22 protein-coding genes and 1 tRNA gene are annotated in these 22,065 nt (G+C 40.2%); 13 read left to right on the forward strand and 10 right to left on the reverse strand.

All coding sequences use genetic code 11. From position 1 onward, the window contains the following. Positions 1-8 precede the first annotated feature (8 nt). Together DI076_RS01175 and glpK are read left to right on the forward strand one after the other, a co-directional pair. Entirely contained in the window at positions 9-965 is a 957-nt protein-coding gene (locus DI076_RS01175) for an MBL fold metallo-hydrolase (RefSeq protein ID WP_108958224.1), read from the forward strand. A 1-nt stretch (position 966) separates the two neighbouring features. Next, entirely contained in the window at positions 967-2,463 is a 1,497-nt protein-coding gene (glpK, locus tag DI076_RS01180; protein ID WP_108958225.1) for a glycerol kinase GlpK, read from the forward strand. Here the strand turns inward: glpK and DI076_RS01185 are convergent, their stop codons facing one another. The 6 genes from DI076_RS01185 to DI076_RS01210 all read right to left on the reverse strand — a co-directional run bounded on the left by DI076_RS01185 (position 2,464) and on the right by DI076_RS01210 (position 6,943). Beyond that, on the reverse strand, positions 2,464-3,642 hold the full coding sequence (locus DI076_RS01185) for a flagellar motor switch protein FliG (RefSeq protein WP_108958226.1): 1,179 nt from the start codon (positions 3,640-3,642) through the stop codon (positions 2,464-2,466). It lies immediately after the preceding gene. Next, positions 3,639-3,884, reverse strand: a complete 246-nt coding sequence (locus DI076_RS01190; protein WP_100718073.1) for a hypothetical protein — start codon at positions 3,882-3,884, stop codon at positions 3,639-3,641. The genes DI076_RS01185 and DI076_RS01190 overlap by 4 nt, the downstream gene beginning before the upstream one ends. Positions 3,885-3,891: 7 nt before the next feature. Further along, complete coding sequence (locus DI076_RS01195) at positions 3,892-5,058, reverse strand: iron-containing alcohol dehydrogenase (protein ID WP_012388317.1); 1,167 nt, start codon at positions 5,056-5,058, stop codon at positions 3,892-3,894. A gap of 84 nt (positions 5,059-5,142) precedes the next feature. After that, entirely contained in the window at positions 5,143-5,469 is a 327-nt protein-coding gene (locus tag DI076_RS01200) for a flagellar biosynthesis anti-sigma factor FlgM (protein ID WP_100718075.1), read from the reverse strand. A 21-nt stretch (positions 5,470-5,490) separates the two neighbouring features. After that, entirely contained in the window at positions 5,491-6,213 is a 723-nt protein-coding gene (rsmI, locus tag DI076_RS01205) for a 16S rRNA (cytidine(1402)-2'-O)-methyltransferase (RefSeq protein WP_108958227.1), read from the reverse strand. Next, the gene (locus DI076_RS01210) at positions 6,203-6,943 is read right to left on the reverse strand and encodes an LIC11073 family putative lipoprotein (RefSeq protein ID WP_108958228.1); all 741 of its coding nucleotides are present in this window, start codon (positions 6,941-6,943) and stop codon (positions 6,203-6,205) included. The genes rsmI and DI076_RS01210 overlap by 11 nt, the downstream gene beginning before the upstream one ends. A gap of 42 nt (positions 6,944-6,985) precedes the next feature. Between DI076_RS01210 and DI076_RS01215 the strand changes: the two genes are divergently transcribed. Beyond that, the gene (locus tag DI076_RS01215; protein WP_108958229.1) at positions 6,986-7,681 is read left to right on the forward strand and encodes an LIC_20245 family lipoprotein; all 696 of its coding nucleotides are present in this window, start codon (positions 6,986-6,988) and stop codon (positions 7,679-7,681) included. Here the strand turns inward: DI076_RS01215 and nadE are convergent. Genes nadE through DI076_RS01230 form a run of 3 tightly spaced genes read right to left on the reverse strand, consistent with a single transcriptional unit; the run spans position 7,678 to position 11,635 of the window. Next, positions 7,678-9,621, reverse strand: a complete 1,944-nt coding sequence (gene nadE, locus DI076_RS01220; RefSeq protein WP_108958230.1) for an NAD(+) synthase — start codon at positions 9,619-9,621, stop codon at positions 7,678-7,680. The genes DI076_RS01215 and nadE overlap by 4 nt on opposite strands. Next, positions 9,608-10,885 (reverse strand): 3-deoxy-D-manno-octulosonic acid transferase, encoded by a 1,278-nt coding sequence (locus DI076_RS01225; RefSeq protein ID WP_108958231.1) that lies wholly within the window; start codon positions 10,883-10,885, stop codon positions 9,608-9,610. Before DI076_RS01225 ends, nadE begins: the two co-directional genes overlap by 14 nt. Further along, the gene (locus DI076_RS01230) at positions 10,886-11,635 is read right to left on the reverse strand and encodes a flagellar filament outer layer protein FlaA (protein ID WP_108958232.1); all 750 of its coding nucleotides are present in this window, start codon (positions 11,633-11,635) and stop codon (positions 10,886-10,888) included. A 69-nt stretch (positions 11,636-11,704) separates the two neighbouring features. Between DI076_RS01230 and DI076_RS01235 the strand changes: the two genes are divergently transcribed. From DI076_RS01235 to proC, 3 genes are read left to right on the forward strand one after another with little or no spacing between them, the layout of a single operon-like run. Then, complete coding sequence (locus DI076_RS01235) at positions 11,705-12,541, forward strand: hypothetical protein (RefSeq protein WP_108958233.1); 837 nt, start codon at positions 11,705-11,707, stop codon at positions 12,539-12,541. A 44-nt stretch (positions 12,542-12,585) separates the two neighbouring features. Beyond that, positions 12,586-13,242, forward strand: coding sequence for a YggS family pyridoxal phosphate-dependent enzyme (locus DI076_RS01240; RefSeq protein WP_167396494.1), 657 nt, complete (start codon positions 12,586-12,588; stop codon positions 13,240-13,242). Further along, positions 13,223-14,014 (forward strand): pyrroline-5-carboxylate reductase, encoded by a 792-nt coding sequence (proC, locus tag DI076_RS01245; RefSeq protein ID WP_108958235.1) that lies wholly within the window; start codon positions 13,223-13,225, stop codon positions 14,012-14,014. Before DI076_RS01240 ends, proC begins: the two co-directional genes overlap by 20 nt. A 6-nt stretch (positions 14,015-14,020) precedes the next feature. Here proC and DI076_RS01250 read toward each other — a convergent pair. After that, a tRNA-Met gene (locus tag DI076_RS01250) sits at positions 14,021-14,093 on the reverse strand. 167 nt (positions 14,094-14,260) lie between these two features. On the opposite strand from DI076_RS01250, the gene DI076_RS01255 reads away from it, so the two are divergent. From DI076_RS01255 to DI076_RS01285, 7 genes are read left to right on the forward strand one after another with little or no spacing between them, the layout of a single operon-like run. Next, complete coding sequence (locus DI076_RS01255; protein WP_108958236.1) at positions 14,261-15,322, forward strand: sensor domain-containing diguanylate cyclase; 1,062 nt, start codon at positions 14,261-14,263, stop codon at positions 15,320-15,322. 22 nt (positions 15,323-15,344) lie between these two features. Next, on the forward strand, positions 15,345-15,572 hold the full coding sequence (locus DI076_RS01260) for a hypothetical protein (RefSeq protein WP_012388329.1): 228 nt from the start codon (positions 15,345-15,347) through the stop codon (positions 15,570-15,572). Next, entirely contained in the window at positions 15,536-16,426 is an 891-nt protein-coding gene (locus DI076_RS01265) for a hypothetical protein (protein WP_108958237.1), read from the forward strand. The genes DI076_RS01260 and DI076_RS01265 overlap by 37 nt, the downstream gene beginning before the upstream one ends. Before the next feature lies 1 nt (position 16,427). Next, complete coding sequence (gene mnmA, locus DI076_RS01270) at positions 16,428-17,570, forward strand: tRNA 2-thiouridine(34) synthase MnmA (protein ID WP_108958238.1); 1,143 nt, start codon at positions 16,428-16,430, stop codon at positions 17,568-17,570. Then, positions 17,567-19,819: an alpha-hydroxy-acid oxidizing protein gene (locus tag DI076_RS01275; protein ID WP_108958239.1), complete on the forward strand. Its 2,253-nt coding sequence runs from the start codon at positions 17,567-17,569 to the stop codon at positions 19,817-19,819. Before mnmA ends, DI076_RS01275 begins: the two co-directional genes overlap by 4 nt. Before the next feature lie 2 nt (positions 19,820-19,821). After that, a complete protein-coding gene (locus DI076_RS01280; RefSeq protein ID WP_108958240.1) occupies positions 19,822-21,084 on the forward strand; it encodes a PilZ domain-containing protein in 1,263 nt (420 codons plus the stop codon). After that, the gene (locus tag DI076_RS01285) at positions 21,085-22,041 is read left to right on the forward strand and encodes an RluA family pseudouridine synthase (protein WP_108958241.1); all 957 of its coding nucleotides are present in this window, start codon (positions 21,085-21,087) and stop codon (positions 22,039-22,041) included. It begins immediately after the preceding gene. Positions 22,042-22,065: the final 24 nt, after the last annotated feature.

Here is a 22,065-nt window from a genome sequence, read left to right on the forward strand (position 1 = left end):
AAAGAGCAATGAAAATTAAGTTTTGGGGTGTTCGAGGTTCCATAGGTTCACCCATCCGGCCAGAAAACGTAAAACATAAAATCGAAAAAATTCTCTCTTTGGCAAGTCCAACCGACATCCAAAACGAACAAAGTATTCATAGTTTTTTAAATTCTCTTAGTTTTTCCTCATCATCGACTTACGGTGGTAATACGACTTGTGTCGAAATCCGTGACAAAGAGGGAACTCTCATCATTATCGATGGTGGTACTGGTTTACGGGAACTTGGAAACCAAATGATGTCATCCCAATTTGGAAAGGGTGTGGGGCACGCCTATTGGATACTCACTCACACACATTGGGACCATATCCAAGGCATACCTTTTTTTATTCCTCTGTTTTTACCAGGAAATCATTTCGAGTTCATTTCGTCCATGAGTGATGCAGAAAAGAGGTTAGAACACCAATTTGTATTCACACATTTCCCTGTTTCCTTTGATCATTATGCTGCAAAAAAAACCTTTCAATTCATCGAAGAAGGAGAGGTTGTTTCCCTTGGCCCAAACATCAAAGCGTTTAGTAAAGCAGTGCGCCATCCTGGTGGGAGTTTTTCCTATCGGTTTACTGAAGATGGAAAATCGATCATCTTTGCATCCGATGCCGAATTCAATTTGGAAGAAATGGAAAACATTGATACATACATTGATTATTTCCGAGATGCAGATGTTTTAGTTTTTGATACACAATATACATTTGAAGAATCATTACAAAAAATTGATTGGGGCCATAGTTCGGCTTCCATTGCTACAGATATTGCCCTTCGGGCAAAAGTAAAAAAACTCGTGATGTTCCACCATGATCCTTCTTATGATGATGAGAAGTTGGATTTGGTATACTTACGGGCGTTAAAGTACAAAGAGATGTTTGATCCACATGGAAAATTAGAAATCATTATGGCTTATGAAGGTTTGGAAATAGAGGTATAAAATGGCAAAAAAAAATTACATCATTGGGATTGATGCGGGGACAACTGGGATTCGAACATTTTGTTTTAATGACAAAGGGAAAGTGATTTCGTCTGCCTACCAAGAATTCAAACAATACTATCCAAAACCAGGTTGGGTCGAACATGACCCTGAAGAGATCTGGCAAAAAACACAAAAACTCATCGCCCTTGCGATCAAAAACGGAAAACTAAATCCCAAAGATGCCATCGCCATCGGGATTACCAACCAAAGGGAAACATCTGTTGTTTGGGATAAAAAAACAGGAAAACCAGTTTATAATGCGATCGTATGGCAATGCCGTAGGACATCGGATATCTGTAAGGATTTAAAAAAACAAAGCCTAGAATCCAATTTTCGTAACAAAACAGGACTTGTACTTGATGCTTATTTCTCTGGAACCAAAATCCAATGGATCCTCGACAATGTCAAAGGAGCACGAGAGAGGGCCGAACGAGGAGACCTTCTTTTTGGAACCATTGATACTTGGTTATTGTACAAACTCACAGGTCACAAAGAACACAAAACCGATCATACGAATGCATCCCGTACTTTACTCTTCAATATCCAAACCAAGGAATGGGATGAAGAACTTTGTAAGATTTTAAAAGTTCCTATGTCAATGTTACCCAAGGCATACAATTCTAAAAATCTATTTGGTTTTACTTCCAATGTTAAATCCATTCCAGATGGAATCCCAATCTCTTCACTTGTGGGTGACCAACAAGGTGCCCTTTTTGGGCAACTCTGCACAGAACCTGGGGAAGCAAAAAACACTTACGGAACAGGTTGTTTTTTACTCTTCAATGTGGGGGATGAATTTCGAATTTCGAACCAAGGTCTCATCACCACACTGGCTCTTGGACCTGAAGGGAAAACCGTGTATTGTTTGGAAGGTTCCGTATTTATTGGGGGAGCTGTAGTCCAGTTCCTAAGGGACAATTTAGAATTTTTTAAATACTCCAAGGATTCCGAAAAATTGGTTAAGTCCATTAAAACAAAAGATGATGTTGTTTTTGTTCCTGCCTTTGCGGGACTTGGTGCCCCGCATTGGGACCAAGAAGCACGCGGAGCCATCTTTGGACTCTCTCGAGACACAACACCTGCCCAAATCACAAGGGCTGCCCTAAAGGCAATCGCTTTACAATCCTATGAACTAGCCAATGCAATGGAAAAGGAAACGGGAAAACCACTGAAGTTTTTACGAGTGGATGGTGGGGCAACTTCGAATGCATGGCTTATGCAATTCCAAGCAGATATCTTAGGAACTAAAGTGATCCGACCACAAAACGTGGATACTACGGTTCTTGGTGCAGCCTACCTTGCTGGCCTTGAACGAGGGTTTTTCAAATCAGTCGCCCACTTACGGAAAGAGGAAACCAAAACCACTCAGTTCATACCCAAAATGAAAGAGGCAGAACGAAAAGAAGAAATTGATAAATGGAATTCTGCAATCCTTAGGGTCAAAACAGGAAACTAATCAGTAATCAAACCATAACAGTGAAAATTCAAAACACTGTTTTGGTTTGGTAATCCCAGCTCCTACAAGGAATAAACCTGTTTCGTAGTAGGGAATTTCAAGGATGAGGTCCTTCGGCAATCGGTGGAATTCCTTCGTATCGATTTCTTTTCGTGTGAGAAAAAAATCGAATCGAATGGTTTCGATCCAATCTTTGGTTTTGAAAAACAGTTTGGTTTTTGTTTTTCCATAAAATTCTAAAAACTCACCACTCACACAAAAATCAAATCGTTTGGAATCCTCAAAGGGGATGGTTTCTTTCGCATTTACTTCCCCATCTTCTCGGTAAGTGAAGATGGTTCCTTCCTCATAATACAAATTCCTTGCAAAGCGTTTGTACAGTTCTGATTCGATGATGGAAATTAAATCTTCCCCTTCTGGTGGTTTGACTTTCGGTGCGGATTCAATTTGTTTCATTTTGTTTTTGGAAATGGATCTTCGAATCACTCCTAAAACAGGTGGTGAAAGTTTGGGTAAAATATAACGGAAATACCTTTCATCGTGTGTGCGTAGTATCTCTTGTAAAAAGAGTCCATGGATAAGGGGAATGAGTTCTACCGTGAACATTTGTTTGTTTAAAAAAAATGCAAAGTCTGTTTCAAACCGAAAGAGGTTTGTCACAATTCTCATTTCTTCTTCTTTGGTTCCAGAATAAAGGATCGCAACCAATCGATTGAGGTAGAGTTTACTTTTTTTGTCCATATACAAGGAATCAATTTCCTTTAGCACCATAGATTCATCAAACTCAGGGTTTACGATGTCACTTAGAGATAAGTATTTTGTTTGGTTGAACTTGTCCCTTTTACTGCGAACCAGTTCTGTTTTAGTTTGTTTGGACCCACCAATCGTTCGTTTGTTGGGTAAAAAACCTGGATTTGTTTTTTGGAAAAAATCCGTTTTTTGGTCGGGGCTATTGTAGTAGGGTGGGGTAGAAATAGCTGTCCTTTCAAAGGTTTGGCGAGCAAATTGCAGTTTGTATAAAAAACGTGGGAATAAAATAGGATCTGTGGAAACGGAAGGGAGTGATGGGATTTTTTTTAAGGGAATTGGGTAAAAGGGATCAGGTGAGGCCACAAAACGGGCAACAGAATCCAAATCGGCCAAATAAAAATGGTAATTGTTTCCTATGTGGTAAATCAAACAGGTGGAGATTTTTTTAATTTCTTTTGGATGCGAATGCGAAAGTGTTCCCAGTTATAATCTTTTTTCAAAATTTCCAATTCCTGGTCCACACCAAAACGCATAAAATCAAATATCTCTTCGTGTTCCATCCCAACGACAATTGATAAGTCTTGGATCACCCTTTGCAAACGCCTTGCATCTCTATCACTTAAGGAAAAGGTTTCTAAGAGTCTTTGTTCAAATTCAGTGAGTTGGATCAAAATCTTCCTAAAACGCAGCCACAAGGATGGTTTCGATTTCATTTTTCGGAAGTTCTCTTGGAAGACAATCAAGAAATGAATACGTTGCCGCAAGTGTCGCAATCCCAGGTAAATCGATTTTTTTCACTTCATACTCAGAGAGGCGTTGTGGGATACGTAACTCTAGATAAATTTTTCGGATCCCTTCCACCGCTTTGATCGCCGCTTCGATGACAGAAATGTTTGTCACATCTTCGTCAAGGGCTCTTGCGATCATTACATACTTACCTGCAGAAGAAGTCAGGTTGTATTCCATAACGTGTGGGAGGAGGATCGACATACTTTGAAAGATATCAAGATTTGTAACGGTTGTTACTGCTAGTGATAAAGCGTAACACAAACCAAGGCTACTTGTCGATTGTGCAATCCCTGCAAGTAAACTTGCTGCATAAATGGAGTTTTTCGGTCCTAAGTTTCTTGGTTCCCGAATGGCAGGTACAATGTTTTTGGAAATGAGTTCGATAGAACGTAACGCAGTGGAAGAAGTGATTTCGTTTGCATACTTCGAGAGAATGCTATCCACTGCTGCTGATAAAATGGAAATTCCTGTTTTTGCAGTTTCGGAGCTCGACATACCAGCACCAATTTTCGGATCAGAAACAATGAGTTCTGGGAAAGCCCATTCATGAGCGAAGTACTTTCTGTTTTTGTCTTTGTCGTCTACAATGGAAAAAAATGGAGAACATTCATTACCGAGTAGGGGTTTTGTAGGCACTACCACAAGAGGTAATCCCTTTTTTTTCGGTTGTTTTCTGCCCACTAGTAGTTCTTCCGCAAACATATCATTTGTTGCGAGTAAGGAAGCCGCTTTACCAGCGTTCATCGATTCAAAGGAACCATAAGCTACAACACAATCGGCATTGGAGATTCGTAAAAAATGAGCACAAGTATCTAAGTCTTTGAAATGAACACGGTCAACGATGTCATCATAAATGATCACACCTTCTGCGTGTTTTTCCAAACTCGTTTTGATGATGGAAAGTTCTTCCGAGTTTTCTAACTCTTTTTGTGTGGTGATGAGTACAACTCTTGATCCTATGTTTTTGACAAAGGAACCGAGTTTATAACCACAATCGATTTCGAAATGAATTTTTGGCGGAAATTGAAAATTGATCCATTCGGGGAGAACTGGCATACTGATCCCCTAACTATGAATAAGCGAAGCGTGAGAAATCCTCGGAGAGGACAATAAAAAAGGATCCCTCACCACCTGTCCTTTTTACTGTTGTCCGAGGAAAGACGTTGCAATTTGGTCGGAAATTTTATCTAACATCTCTGGTGAAAGAGTGTCATAGTCTCCGTTTTTCAATCGTTCTTTGATCGCTTTGATTTTTTCAGTGCGATCCTCTTCTGGAGGAGCTTGAACAATTTGTTTTGCAATTTGTTTTACTTCTGCTTGGAGTTTTGCTTCCGAAGCAATTTTTTTAGCCGCATCGGAGATCGAAATTGTATCTACCGGTGTTTGTGATTCCGTTTCCTTTGGCCCTTGTGGTTTTTTCGGTTCGTAACCGTAACCACCAACTCGACCTACTTTATCGATGTTCATATATTTAGTCCTCTTCCTACATCACATATCGGAGGAATCTGAATTTCCCTTAAGTGATTTTTTTCGATGGTTTAAGAGAAATACAAATTCTCCCTTCGCATTGGGCGGTTTTTCTGCCAATTCCCTAGGATTTGCATAATAAAGTACCTCTTCGAAGGCCTTTGTCAACTCCCTTCCCACAAGGACCTCTGTTTCGGGGTACAATTCCTCGAGGAGAGGATACAATCTTGGGAGTTTGTGGACAGATTCATAGAAGACGATCAGTCCTTCGATTTCCTTTGCCTTCTCTAATTCTCGGCGTTTTTTACTCGGTTTTTCAGAGAGAAAACCTAAAAAATAAGTAGGATTCACTTGGAATCCAGAAACAGAGAGTAAAGCGGTTAAGGCTGATGCACCTGGAACAGGAATGATTGGAATTCCATTTTCCCTAGCGGTGCGAACCATTTGGCTTCCAGGATCGGAAACACCAGGGGTTCCCGCATCGGAAACAAGGGCCATAGATTTCCCTTTTTTCAATTGGTCGAGGACATTGGCATACGGCGATTCGGAATGGTCTTTGTAAAGGGCAAGGACTGGCGTCACAATCCCGAGTTTGTGAAAGAGAGACTTGGTTTCCTTTGTGGATTCACAAAGCACAAGTTCCACTTCTTTGAAAACCTCGATGGCACGAAGGGTGATGTCTCCCATATTCCCAATGGGAGTTGCCACAACATATAAATTCCCCGATTCACGTTTATGGGCCAACGTATTGGCACCCAGGAGGAGATTGTCCCGCAGGACAAGTACAACCCAATTCATTATTCCCCTTAGTGCATGGGTTACAGGCAGTTCCTAACGCACAAGAGGAAGGTGTTCCACACGCAGGGTTGGAACAGGTAGTTGTGTTACAACCAACTCCAACAGAACAAAGAGTTTGGATGTCATTCACTCGGTTGGGAATGGCACATGTGCTCACAGCTGCTGATGGGTTGGAAATGAGGCCTCCAGTCAGCATCGCACGTATGGTGAAGTTGTAGATTTGGCATTTTTGGAAAAATTCAGTCCCCGGAGGTGGGACAGCAAACCGAATCCGTTTGACCATGATCCGACTTGAGGAAGTGGAAGCTTCATATGGTAAATGAGGGAAACTAGGTTGTACGCCATCTTCTAACCACTCTCCTTGGACAGTTTGGATGATCCCAGGGAATGCGGTTGTCACATACAAATTGTACCCAACAAACTGTGGTTCTCTGTTTGTTACATAGTATTTCAGAATGTATTCAGGTCTTGGGTCGGCATTATAATTGAGAATATCGGTTTGGAAGTCGTTTGTGATGTTACTATTCACTGCGACTACGGAAAGGAGCTGTGGGACATTGGGTGGTACCAAAAATACAAACGGGGCTACCGGGGTGTCTGTGTTCACTCCACAATGAAAAAAAGAGAGAAAAGATACGCAGATATAGTAAATTGGATGTAAAGAGGGAAAACGCATTCTGTTTCTCGTTTCCCTTCCAAGTTTTCAGGAATTCAATCTATGGGAATCCAAAAAAAATTACTCTTTGTCTCCATTTCCCTCATTGGGCTTTTTTTTCTCATCCTCCTTATGCTCGGTGGTGAGGATGAAGATGAGCTCCGTCGTAAAAAAGAAAGAAGTTCGCAGGCCCTAGCTTTATTTGGTGGTGGTTCGAACAATCCCAAAGGTACAAACCGACTCGGTGTTCGTGGGGAAGAAGCAGGTTCCATCTTCGATTCTGATTATTACAATGCAGGTGGGATGCGGTATGAAGACGACCCAAACATTGCGGCAGGGGAATCTGGTGAAATTCCGATTAATCCTCAAACTGGGAAACCCTATCCTCCCGAGGCAATGCAAGCCTTTGAGGAACTAAGAGAACAATTCCCTGACAATGACCTGATTCCAAAACGAATGACAGCAGAAGAAAAGAAAAAACAAGCTGAGTTCAATCAGAAACTCACGCGAGCTACAAATTCTGTGTTTGGTGGCAATGCCAATGCTTCTGACCTAACAACGTATTACAGTCATGTTCGGAAACAAGGAAAGGATCGACTTGAGATCATCAATTATCTCATCGAATCACAAGGTGGGGATGATCCTGAAATGGATAAAAAGTTCCAAGAAATCTTAAAGAACATCCAATTCCAAAACGAACAAATCGAAAAAGAAGCAGCTGGTGCGTATGCAAAGGCGGGGCTTCCACCACCCACTTAAGTTTCGTTTGAAAGGATTGGATACCGGTAACTGGATTTAGGATCAAGTCCATATTCATCCAAATGGAAAGAGGGAGGGAGCCTTTCTCTTTTCCATTGGGAAATCCCAAATAGCTTTTTGAATTTTTGAATATTAGCGAATAAGTTGTCCTGTGATTCCCAAGGGAATTCTTTTTTTAATTCTTCCCAAACATTGGATTCATCCATTCCCAAATACACCAATTTTCGTTCAATGGAATTGAGGATGGGATATGGCATGAGATCTTTTTCGTCTTCTTGGTGTTCGGCGAGAGGTTTCAGTTCCGCAGTTGGTTTTGTATTTCGCAACATCTGAATGGAATGTTTGGGAGTGATGTATCGATTGTTTCCCTTTTGGATATCATCTAACCAGTCGAGTAAAAATTCCTTACTCACACCTGCAAGTGGGGCAATGGAACCTGAAGAATCTCCATCCATTGTTGTGTAACCAACAGCTGCTTCACTTCTATTCCCTGTGGAGAGTAGGAGATGTCCATTTAAGTTTGCAAGTAACCAAATGAGAGGAGAACGAACCCTTGCTTGGATGTTTTGTAAGGCTAGGTCATGTTCTTTCCAATTGAGTTTGGTTCCTTTTACCGACTCGATGATGGAAACGGAACTGGAAACCATTTCATCAATGGATATGGAATGGTATTCACATCCCAATTCTTCACTTAAGGTTTTTGCAATTTCTTCCGTGATGGGTGAATTATTTTTTGTCCTTTGGTACAAAGTAACTAGGAGATGATTTTCCGCTAATCCGAGTTTGGTGAAAATGGATTCACCATTTTCTTCTTTGGCAATGGTTACCATGGTGGAGACAAGTAAGGCACAGGTTGCACTATCAGCTCCACCTGAAAGTGAAAGTGTATACCCTTTTGTTTTGGATTTTCGTAAATAGTCAAATAATCCCAGACAAACTGCTTTTGTGAATTCTTCAAACGGGCTTAAGGATTCAGTCGAACCCATACTCGGGAATATCTCTTCGCTACGTTTGTCTAAAATTTGGAAAAACACTCGGGATTCTTTCTCGATTTGTCCATTTGGTTTTAAAGAGATTGTGGTGAGTTCGTCTCCATTGGGTTTTGGACTGGGTTCTCGTAAATTCCTCGCCTTGGATGCCTTGGTTTCATTTGGGTCGAAGGGAATACTGGTGATGGCAAAAGGAGTGAAGTGTAATCTTGGGCCTTCTTTTAAAATGGAACCACAAGAGCAAAAAAATGCCCCCCCTTCAAAGATGATCCTTCCCGATTCATTTCCACAGAGGTTAGTAAAGACTTGTAAATTGTTTTGGTTACGGCTTGTTTCTTTAAATATTTGCCTACGAGTATTTTGTTTTCCCATCGCAAAATGGGAAGCACCTGGTGAGAGGATCACATCCACACCTGATAAATTATAAAACAAAGATGGTTTCTGTGTCGACCAACTGTCTTCACAAATTTCAATTGCGAACGTAAATTCTTTCATCGAAAACAAAAAATGACCAAAAGGTATTTCTGTATCACCGATTGTGATTCGTTTGTTTGTGAATGATTGAGGTGAGTGGAACCATCGACGTTCATAGTGTACACCTGTATTTGCCAAATTGAATTTGGGAACAAGGGCCTGTATTTTTCCATCATATAAAACCGCCATACAGTTGTACAAAAAGGAATCGACAAAAACAGGAAGGCCCACCACAACCACTTGTTTTGGAGAAATGGTTTTGATTTTGTTTACAACATCGATTGATTTTTCCCAAAGACTTGGGCGGTAAAACGCATCTTCACAACCATAACCTGAAATACAAAGTTCTGGAAATAGGATGAGATTGGCATCTTTTGATTCTTTGTTTTGGATGGCAGAAACGATACTTTCAAAATTGCCTAAAAAATCAAGAGGGGTCGTATTGAGAGAAACAGCGGCAATTTTAGATTTTGTCATACGGAAAAACTCGGTTATAAATCTTTTCCGATGCACCTCTATTTTCTACAACAAAGTTTCGATTGATACTTCCCATCTTTTCCCTAAGTTCACTGTTTTTCGACAGTTCATAAAAATGGGAACAAAAATCTGATTCTGATACCGTTTTGAAAAGACCACCTAATTCTTGCATAACGATTGCTTCTGGTGCATTTTGGATTCTGGGACCTGTGATGATGGGTAGGCCTAAGGCGGCAGGTTCAATAGTATTGTGGATTCGGTTGTGAAAACCACCACCTACGTAAGCAAAACTTGCAAATCGATACGCAAAAGCAAGAATCCCTAAAAGATCAAAAAGTAAAAATTTAGGAAGAGGTTCATTTTCTTTTAATTCAGAAAAAATGGTTACGGATCCATATTTCAGAAGTTTTGATTTCCATTCTAACATCCGTTTGGAATCCCATTGGTGGGGAAAAATCCAAAAGGAATGATGGTCACCATGTGTTTCTAAATAGTTTAGAAAATGAGACTCACAGATTGGATATGTGGAACCAAGGATCACTGGTTTGTTTCTTAAAAGATACTCTTTTTGTTTTTGTATGAAGTTTGTAAATTTAGGATTTGGAGATTTTGTTTCTAATTTATTCCAAACCGATTCAAACCTTGTGTCTCCTAAAACTAAAAAGTCGGAATTTGTTGAGACCAAACCTTCAAATTCCTTTGCCATCAATTGGTGGCTTGGATAAATTCCAGAAAGGTATTGGAAGGAAGATTTGGTGAGAAGGCGAACCAATGGATTTTTCCTGGAAGATTGGGAAGACAAACTAGCACAACAAAGATAGGATTTTGTTCCAAACTGATTGGCTTTTTTTAAAAGATTAGGCCATGTATCCCAAGCCATGATGAATAAATATTTGGGTCGAAAACGTTTGAAGATTTTGTTATACGCAAACGGTAAATCAAAGGGCAAATAAAAGTAACAGTTTGCCAATGGGTCCGTAAAAGCTGATTCTTTTACGGAAGAGGAAAAAACGGATTGGATGATAAACACATTTGGCCTATGCCGGCGTATGGTTTCTGCTAATGCTTTTGCTTGGTCAAGTTCACCTACACTTGCCGAATGGAACCAAATCACAGTTTTACCATTGGGTGGATTTTTGTACAAAGTTTCCAAAGAACGTTTTCGTTTGGAAATTTCAGTTCGGATTTTTTTTGAGAAGAGGGATGCTAATTTTAATAAGATCCAAATTTTGATTAATAGGATGTTGTAAAAAAAATATACCATTTAGCGTTTGTTACCCCAAGTATCATTCACTTCCGAACCTGGATAACTAAAAGTACGTTTATCAATCACAAAACAAAGATTATCAAAATACAAATGGAACTCACCTTTTTTTTGGGAGGCCAAACTTTTTAATCGAAAGGAAGCAAACGAGATGGGGAAGGACATTGATTGGATGAGCCTTGTATTTTCTTTTGGCAAAGTGATTTTAAATTCAAGCCTACGCCAACCTACAAAATTAAGAGTTCCCAAATCAAAATACAAATCCTTCGATTTTTTTTGTGAAAGGCCCATACTCAAATTGATATGGTGTCCTTCCGAATACACCCAAAGGATCCCTTGGATGGGCATCCCTAGTGGGAGAAGGACTGGTTCTTTAGGTCTGATTTCCCAATGGTCGAGTCGTGGGTTTTCTACATAAGTTTGTAAAAGGAAACTGGTTTGGTTTTGTAAATTGGGATAACCTGATTCTTTTAGTAATTTTGTTTCTTCTAAAAAAGCATCTGATTTGGCCACAGATGCAGCAAACTGTGTTTCGGCCAAAAAGGAATCCACGCGGTAAAAATCCCAAGGCCTTTCGCCTTCAAAGTCTTCGACAAGGTAGAGTAGGTAATGAGTGTCCATTGCCAATGCTGATTTTAAAATCTGCACTCGGCCAAGTTCGTCTGGGTCATGGGGTCTCGGAAGAGACAGAAGACTGGCAAAACTCAGTAAGAAACCTAGAAAGAATGTGATTTTTTTTATGATCTGCATGATTTCTCACTTTTCGAAAGCGCAAAAACGTGTACTCTATCCGTATCAAAGGAAAGGAATCCGCACGTCATGGGCCGCCGCGACAATTTGAAAATACTCACAACTGCCATTCTAGTGGTCCTACTTCTTTCATCGTTCATTTTCGCATTTATCTATAGGAATGAAATTTACCAAAAACTCCAAACCATCGGAAAAAACAAAGAAGTTGAGATGGTGGACCGAGAAATCACCAAATCACCCGATTCGATGACCCCTACGAAAGATCTTATGGACGAACCGAATGGGAGGGAACCAGATGAAGACCGTTCCAAACTCCCGGAACTTCCGAGTTTGGATGATATGGAACCAGATTCACAACGAGCTAGGTCAGTTTCTGTTGCAAGTGGTGCCAAAACAAGAGAAACAAGAGAAACAAGAGAAACAAGAGAAACAAAAGACAGTAGTTCTCGGTTACAAGAAAAACTAGACCAAGTAGAAGAACAAATTTCCCCCAAAGAAAACAAAGAGCCACCAAAGCAGAACGCAAAGGAAGTTGTGAAAAAACAATCTTTGGGTGAAACACCACAGGTCACTTCCAAAAACAAAGAAGAGTTCATTTCGGAACCGAAAACAACGGTTCCAAAATCAAAACAAGGAAAACTTGTTAAAGAAACTTCTACCGTAAGTCCAAAGTCGAAACGTAAAAAAATAAATTCCAAACTCAGTCACAAATCACAATCCACGACTTACAAAGAAACGAGTGTGAGTAAAAAGACAAGTTCCAAACAAACTGTCAATTCGTCTTCCTTGGAAGTTCGGATGAAAGAAGTGGAACAAAGACTCAACTCTTCCAACGATCGAAATGAAAAACGATTTATGGAGATCGAACGTAGAATTGATTCCTTAGAAAAAGCTTTAGCTAAGTAATCGTGGCAGATTACATCTCGGTTTACCAGTCCATCCAAAACGAAATGAATACCCTTTCCCAAGGGAATCCTCCAACACTGATAGCGGTTTCCAAAACGAAACCCTATGAAGTAGTGAAGGAAGCTTACCTCCAAGGGATTCGCGAATTTGGAGAAAACTATATCCCAGAAGCCATTGATAAGTTCACTCGATTGCGCGAAGAATTTCCAGAGTCAGAATCGAGTGTGAATGTACATCACATTGGACCCGTACAATCAGGAACCTTACGTAAGTTATTTGGTATTTTTTCTTATACACATGGTGTGGGATCTTTTTCTAGTCTTAGTGAACTTTTAAAACGAGCTGAAAAAGAAAAAAAGAAAATTCGTTATTTTTTACAAACAAACCTGACTAATGAGAATACCAAACATGGTTTTAATTTAGAAACGATTCTAACAAACAAAGATGAGTTAAATAAATACCAGAACGAGTATTGTATTTGGGAAGGGTTTATGGGAATGGGACCTTCTTCGGGAGATCCCAACCAAACAAAAGAGGTTTTTACAAATTTGGCTCAGTTACGTGAAAAACATTTTCCAGAAAAAAAACTTTCTATGGGTATGAGTGGGGATTACGTGTTGGCAGTGGAATTTGGATCAAACTTTGTTCGGATCGGATCAAAAATATTTGGGGAAAGGGATTATGGCACACACTCCGTTTAAAACAGTTGGGATGGTTGGACTTGGGAAAATGGGAGGAGCCATTGCCAAAGCACTTGTGGCCCAAGGAACAAAACTATTTGCATTTGATCCAAACCTAAAACAATCTCCCATCGAAGGTGTTAGTTTGGTTTCCACATTGGATGCATTAGAAAAAGAAGCTGGTTTGTTTGTGATCGCAGTGAAACCAAATCTTGTGGAACCAGTCCTTGGAGAATTTACAAAACCTGCGATTTTTGTTTCCATTGCCGCAGGTATTTCCTTTGGACAATTGGTGAATGCCGCTCCAAAGGGATCCACTTGTGTCCGAGTGATGCCGAATTTACCTCTCGTGTCCAATCGTGGTGCGATGGGGTATTTTTGTGAGGATGAAGCAGTTTCCCATACAGAACGACTTTTTTATGGGATGGGGGAAACAATCCGTATCGGGAAAGAATCCCTAATGGATGCGGTCACTGGATTGTCTGGATCTGGTCCCGCTTATGTGCTTACATTTTTGCAAGCTATGGCAGAAGCAGGGTTACAAGAGGGTCTTAGTTATGAGGAATCTTTGGGTCTTGCAATGGAAACCATAGAAGGAACTCTTGTGTATTTCCGTGATTTACGTTCCAAACACCACACTCTCCATCCAATGGAAGTGCGCAATTGGGTGACTTCTCCTGGAGGGACTACCATTCATGGATTGGATGCTTTGGAACGAGGCGGTTTTTCTACCGCAGTTCGGGATGCTGTCCGGAGAGCAACAGAGAGAAGTAAGGAATTGGGAAAGGGATGATAACGGTTGCGCGGACAGGATTCGAACCTGTGGCCTTTGGGTTATGAGCCCAACGAGCTACCAGCTGCTCCACCGCGCGGTATAAGACCATTATTTTTAAGATTCGTTTATTGTCAACAAAATCAATCAAGAAACTTTCCATTTCACCTCCCAGCTTAAATTTATCGATTTCCGCATAAATCTTACTTTACAGGTGTCAAATATAACGAATGATTCCTATCTTATATAGAATTCTGGCGGTGCGTTTTGTCTTTTAAAGAAAACACTGATATCGTTTTTGAGCATTACGAAAAAAAAATCTACGACCAAAAACAACTACTGGAAATCTCCCGTGCATTAAATTCCACGTTAGACTATAAGTATTTAATTGATGCAATTCTTAACATCTGTTTGGCGCAGTTGCAGACCTTACATGCCGCCATGTACCTTGAGCCTGAAATAGACCTCGGAATTTTTAAATTAGAACCCCAATCGATCAAAGGATTTGAATTAAGCCCAGACGAACAAAACTACGAAATCAAAATCGATAGCCCACTCATCCATTATTTTGAAGAAAAACCGAAAGCCATTACAATGGACCAAATCCTGCAAATGGAAGTCCTAAACAAAATTCCTGATATTGTTTACCTTCGCAAAATGGGAGCAGAAATCCTTGTCCCTCTGAATGCAAAAGGTAAGGTCAATGGGTTACTTGTCCTTGGGGACAAAATGACTTCCGAAGAATTTTTGGAAGATGAAAAGGAATTTATGACAACCCTTGCCAACCTTGCAGGGATTGCTGTGGACAATGCAAGACTGTATGAACTTGCGACTGTTGATATGATGACGGGTTTAAAAATCCATCACTACTTCCAAACCAAACTCAAAGAAGAAATGGAACGTTGCCGTAAAAAAGGTACCAAGTTATCCCTGCTTTTTACGGATGTTGACAAATTCAAAACGTTTAATGATACCTATGGCCACCAAGCCGGGGATGTTGTCCTAATCGAAGTGGCAAAACAACTCATTGGGAAAGCACAACGACACCATATCCCTGCACGGTATGGTGGAGAAGAGTTTTGCCTTGTGATGCCTGGTGCCACAGAAGAGGAAGCGATTGCCAAAGGGGAAGAAATCCGTAAAGCAGTGGAAGAGATGGTAGTCAAAAATCCGAACGATGGTTCTGACTTAAAGGTCACACTTTCCGTTGGGGTTTCTAGTTTTCGTGCCACTGATAGAAACAATAAAGACCTGATTGAACGTGCGGACAAAGCCTTGTACCAAGCCAAACATTCTGGCCGAAACCGCACAATTTGTTATAAAGATTAGAAAAATAGCCGATGGGTAGAGTATGGCAGAACCTGCATACCTACTCAAAGACCTTTCTCCCTCTGTTCCCTCAGATGTGTACGAATCCATCCGTAATCGTGCTCTTGGGTTGTCTTCCTTCAATTTCCAACCTTACTCTTGTTTCATTGAATACAAAACAAAAGATGCAAACACAGGGATTGAATACAGAGATTGTACGGTAGATTATTCCAGATGCCCACATTCTCGTTGTATCAAAAAATTGGTTTAGTATCTCTTAGCATCTGTTTGTGGGTGTGTCTGCCAACCCCCACAAAAAAAGAATTCAAACCCTCACAAACTATTTCTTCCACTTTTCCCTTTCCGAGAACCCTTCCTCCCCATACCAAAATACAAGTGTTAGATACTGGGATTTCCCTTTTACTGCTTGGGTTCCATTCAGGGAATGAATCCTTTTCTTTTTTATGGGATACAGGTTCTAATATCAGTTTTTATGAAGGAGCGGATTCTGCCATCTCCAAAGAATTCCAAATTGGTGGACAGGTTGTGATGATCCGAAGGGGGGAAGGGATTTTGCCCAAAGGTATCCAAGGACTTGTGGGCCTTGATTTCTTCCGCGGAACTTGTATCTTTTGGGACCAAAAGGATTTGTATTGGTTTTCAGAAAATTCACCTTTTTGTGTCCACCCAGATGCATACCTCGGCACCCAATTGAAAATCCTTGTTACAAAACACAAGGGAGAACATACATTTGTATCCTTTGAATACCCAAAATCCTTCCAGTCTTATGCCCACATTGATACAGGAGCTTCCCTCAGTTTGTTACCAAAAGGAGAGAGAGATGAGTTTTTAGGGGAAAGGAGAGTCTTTCGGCCAGGGAATTCCATTCTCATCATGAACCACTGGCGGTCCATGGAACCACTGACACTCATCGCCAAATCAGGATTTCGGGAAGATTACCAGAACGTAGAGTTTCTCACAGGAATTTCACTTGAGAATTTCCATTTGTCAGGGGACAAGGATAAGGAAGAGGGTTGGGTGATTGGGCTTGGTATTTTGAGGACTCGTCCTCTGTTTTGGGATTTTTCTCGGAACCGTATTGGGATCATCCACCAAGAGAACTAAGGTGAAAGAAAAAGAAAAAATCATAGTGGCGATGAGTGGTGGCGTAGACAGTGCTGTTGCAGCGGGCCTTCTCATGGAAGAAGGTTACGATGTCATTGGTGTCAACCTTAGGACTTGGGAATACGAAGCACCTGCTTGTGATACCACTAAAAAATCCTGTTGTTCACCAGAAGACATTCGGGATGCCCGTGATGTAGGTCTTTCGTTAAACATTCCGTTTTACGTCATCAAAATGGAAAAGGTATTCGGAGAACGAGTGATCGATCGTTTTATCAGTGATTATAAAGATGGACGGACACCAAATCCTTGTGTAGAATGTAACACCTTTGTGAAGTTTGGTGCTTTGTTTGAACAAGCCAAAAAATTAGGAATTGATAAAATCGCCACTGGCCATTATGCGCGAGTGATTGAAGTGGATGGTAGGTATGCCATTCGGAATGCAGTTGATATGAAAAAAAACCAAACGTACTATTTGTACGGTTTGTCTCAAGAAAATATCAAAAATACAGTTTTCCCTTTAGGTGAGATGGACAAGGCACAAGTCCGTGAAATAGCCAAGCGAATGGGGCTGCCCGTTGCCGAAAAACCAGAATCTCAAGAAATATGTTTTATCCCAGAAAATGATTACAGGTCTTTCCTTAAAAAAAAGGGAATTCAGTTTACACCAGGATTTTTTAAATTAGCTTCCGGACAAATCATTGGCAAACACCAAGGAAAGGAAGGATTCACCATTGGCCAAAGAAAAGGCCTTGGGATCGCTTGGAAAAATCCTCTTTATGTTCTTTCCATTGAAGATGATGGAACTGTCATTTTAGGAGAGGAAGAAGAAACGGTTTCTGAATCTTTTGTGTTAGAAGAAATCACCTACCAAGCATTGGCACCACTGTCAGCGGGCCAATCCCTTGAGATGAAGGTACAAATCCGATACAGAAGTGCACCTGTTCATTGTAAGGTGACTTCACTTGGTGATACTTGGAAAGTTGAATTTTTAGAAGATGTAAAAAGTGTAACACCTGGTCAGTCCGCTACGTTTTATCCAATAAATGGAGATTATCTTTATGCCGGTGGAATCATCCAAAAAGGTTCCATCACTCGTAAAGTGAAATCAAAAGTCGAAATTTCTAGGGAGAGTGTTCCCATTTGAAATCAGTTGAAGGAAAAACAATCCTCATCATCGGAGGAGGGTTGTTACAAGTTCCCATCATCCAAACAGCAAAAACCATGCGTTTGCATACGGTAGTTGCTGATATGAATCCCACTTCGATTGGATTCCAAATTGCCGACGAAACCATCCTCATGTCCACAAAGGATGTAGAAGGTATGGTAAGGGAGGCAAAGAAGTTTTCACAAAAAACAACAATCCATGGTGTGATCACCGCAGGAACAGATGCAAGTATGACAGTGGCCGCTGTTGCCTCTGCATTACAACTTCCTGGCATTCGATTTGTTGATGCAGAAGCTGCATCCAATAAAGTAAAGATGCGAAAACGTCTAAAAGAATTTGGACTTCCCATCCCACGTTTTGCACCTGTGTGGTCGATGCAGGACGCAAAAGATGCATTAGATGAGTTATCCTTTCCTCTTGTCATGAAACCAGCTGATAATATGGGAGCACGTGGAGTGATTAAGGTCACAAACCGTGATGACTTACAAGTTGCCTTCCGTCATGCAAAACGGTTTTGCCCCACAGGTGAATTGATTTTAGAAGAATACATGGAAGGACCGGAACTTTCAGTGGATGCTTTAGCTTTCCAAGGCCAAATCCATATGACTGGGATTGCTGATCGTATCATTGAAAGAGAACCATATTTTATCGAAGTAGGGCATAACATGCCTTCGGCGATGCCAAAAGATGTGTTGGATGAAGTGGAACGAGTGATGGCTGGCGGAATGAGGGCACTTGGAATCCATTTGGGTGCTGGGAAAGGTGATATCAAAGTCACAAAACAAGGTGTAAAAATTGGAGAAATTGCAGCCAGGCTTTCTGGTGGTTTTATGTCAGCATTCACCTATCCTTTATCAACAGGAGTGAATCTTAATCGTGCAGCACTTCTCATTTCACTTGGTGAAACACCAGACAATTTAGAACCAGTTTTCAATCGAGTGTCAATTGAAAGGTCCTTACTTTCCAAACCAGGAAAACTGATTTCCATACGTGGTGTAGAAGAAATCAAAAAGATTGAAGGTGTATCGGAAGTTTTTTTGCAGTCCAAACCTGGAGATATTATTAAAGAACCCACAAATAACATTGATAAGTCGGGTCACGTGATCATTGTTTCAGACAGTTTAAAAGAAGCAGAACTAGTTTTTGAAAAAGTAAAACAAACCATTGTCTTTGAGGTAGATGAACAATTTTCGATTACAGAAAAAGAAATTGGAGACCAAGCGCGGATTCGATTTGGAAAAGAAATCTGTTGGGTATGTAAGGTTTGTGATGGGAAAAATTGTGCATCGGGTATACCTGGAATGGGTGGGGTTGGACTTATGGAAACATTCCAAGATAATCATGAAGCCCTTTCTGAATTTAAAATCCTTCCTGGTTACATCCGAGAAAATGTAAGTCCAGAATTACATACCAAGTTTTTGGGTTATGATTTAAAAACTCCGATTATGGCAGCACCTATGACTGGTGTGGGTACCAATATGAATTTTGTCATGACCGATGCAGATTACGCCTTAACTGTTGTTCGGTCCTTTGCTCAAAATGGAAGCCTCGCTTGGTTAGGTGATGGTGCTTCACCAGAAAAATATAAAATTATGTTAGAAGCACTTAAAAAAGTTTCTGGAAAAGGAATTCTGATTTGTAAACCAAGAGAAGATGAATCTTTACTCCTCGAACGATTTTTACAAGCTGAGGCGGACGAAGTGTTCGCCATCGGTATGGACATCGATGCTGTGAATTTTAAAACCATGGTACAAAAGAATTTATCGAGTGTAACAAGGCCTTTGGAAAAACTAATCCAACTCAGAGAAAAAACAAAACTTCCTTTTATCTTAAAAGGCATCATGAATGCGGAAGATGCTAAATTAGCAGTGGAAGGTGGATTTTCTGCTATTGTAGTATCGAACCATGGTGGTCGAGTTTTGGATGGAATGCCTGGAACTGCCAGGGTGTTACCCAAAATTGCAGAAGCCGTCAATGGAAAAATCCCAGTCCTTGTGGATGGTGGAATTCGTTCCGGTATGGATGTGTTCAAAATGTTGGCTCTTGGGGCATCCTCTGTTCTTGTAGGAAGGCCAGTTGCCATTTCACTTGTTGGTGGGGAGGATGCGGGGATACGATTTCTTTTACAAAAATATTCGGAAGAACTAAAACAGTCAATGAGTGTGACAGGTGCAAAAACTTTAGTGGACATTAAGCGCTCAATGTTGCTTCATAAACTACACGGTTGAGTATGGATAAAGAAATCAAAGACCCTGAAGGTATTTTGAAGGTAATTACTGCTTTATTTGGAAAATTACCGGCTTATATCGTAAACTCAGAGAAAGAATTTCCAGTCAAAATCATTGCCCTCAAAAACAAAGCACTCATCATCAACACCAATCTAAAGTTTCCAACTCGGGAACGTATTCTTACTGTTGTGCATAATGGAAGCAAATTTTTAGCACATTTCAATTTGGCAGGTGGAGATGGAAATGGTATCGAAATTCTTACACCTGTTAAAATTCAAATTGCAACAGCGTCTAGACAGGGAACAAGGGTTGAGGTAAGCCAAATCCAAACGGGGATGGTTGTTAACAACATAATCAATGTTAACGATGTTTCAAAAGCCATTGGTTTTGATGATAAAAAAGTGGATGCCATTTTACTTGCTTACCGTACAAAACTGGCAAAAGCTTTCCCACTTTCTTCCATTTTTTTTGCAGGAAGGATGGACAACCGTCTTCGCTTGATGCACCATTATGACAAAGATATTTTCATTGTAGACCGAAAAGAAAAATCGACAGCCTCACCAGCTTTTTTCCCGTTTGATGAATACTTACGAATCTTCGAAAATTCCAAAATCCCTGATAATTATACTTCTGAGATTTGTGTTCCCATCAAATACAAAGGATATGTTCACTTAGGTTACGTACAGGTGTTATCCGAAAAACCACTTGATTTTGAAGTGTACAAACAAATCCAAACATTTGCAAATGCAGTGAGTCGAGATATCATTAACACCGGCGTATTCCAAGAATCTAGAGATGTTTGCCAAGTTATGGACTTGAGTATGGGAGGGATTAGTTTTATCCACGCTCCTTCCCGTTCCTTTTCCAGGTCTGTTACTTTAAATGGTACCATCCTTTTTGATTTGAACTTGGAAGCTGGTAAAAAAGTAACGATTCGCGGTATCATTAAAAACATCAGAAACCAGGAAACAAACTTTCGAGTTGGATGCCAGTTCTACAACCTAACAGAAAAAGATACAGAGATTCTCGAAGACTTTTTAAATGTTGGAAAAGAAGAAGTTCCGAACCCTGAAGAACAAGGAACAAAAGAAAATCCAAGTTCGGATGGAAACGAAGGAGAACCAAACGAAGATAATTTTGATTCCACATCGACCACTATGGAAAGTCAAAGTTCAGAAACAGTTTTGGAAGAAGGTTCAGAAGGAGATCCTTTTGCCAACCATTTGGATGACAACTTCACAGAGAATCCAGAAGATCCTAAGTAAATGACTTCTTACCAGTCTGTCATTCGTCCTCCCTATGCCGGGAAAACGGTGATATCCTATCTCACACAAAAATTCCCTTATCATAGTTTAGAAGAATGGGAATTTTTAATCGCAGAAAATCGAATTAAAGTGCAAGGTGAGTTTGTTAAAAGTAACAGACAATTGTTAGATGGTGATCTCTTGGAATACGAACCAATTCCAGGAAGGATTCGCGAACCTGAAGTCGATGAAAATTATTCCATTTTGAAAGAAACAAATGAGTTCCTGTTTGTGGAAAAACCAGGTAATCTTCCCATGCATCCGGCGGGTCGTTATCGGACCAAAACTTTGCTCAGTTTTTTAGAAACCAAATACCCAAAAATCATTCCTGTGCATCGTTTAGACCGCGAAACATCAGGGATCGTGATTTTTTCGAAGTCTGAAGAGAGTAGGATGTGGCTTCAGAAAAAATTTGAAAACCGAGAAGTGTATAAAGAATACTTTGCAATTGTTTCTGGAAATTTCAAGACAGAACAAATGTTAAATGGTTATATCGGCAAAGACATTCATTCTGCAATCCGAAAAAAAATGTTATATTCACCAGATGAATTTCTAGGATCAAAAACTTGCCAAACGCATTTTTTCCCCATCATATATAACAAAGATAAGGACATGAGTTTGGTCCTTGTGAGACCCATTACTGGAAGGATCCATCAAATCCGAGCCAGTTTATTGTATTTGGGGTATCCTATTTTGGGTGATAAGATGTATGGAAAAAGAGAAACTACCTTTTTGGATTTTGTTAATTTTGGTATGACCGAAGCCTTAAAAGAAGAGTTGGTATTTGAAAGACAAATGTTACATGCATATAGCATTCGTTTTGTGGATGAAAGAACTAACCAAATTGTACATGTTCATTCGAATCCAATGAAAGAAATGGATTTTTACTTCCCAGATTGGAAAAACTATGTCCCATAGATTTTAATAAAAATCCAACTCAAG

Origin of the sequence: Leptospira ellinghausenii (assembly GCF_003114815.1) — a bacterium.
In the GTDB taxonomy this organism is placed as follows: Bacteria; Spirochaetota; Leptospiria; order Leptospirales; family Leptospiraceae; genus Leptospira_A; species Leptospira_A ellinghausenii.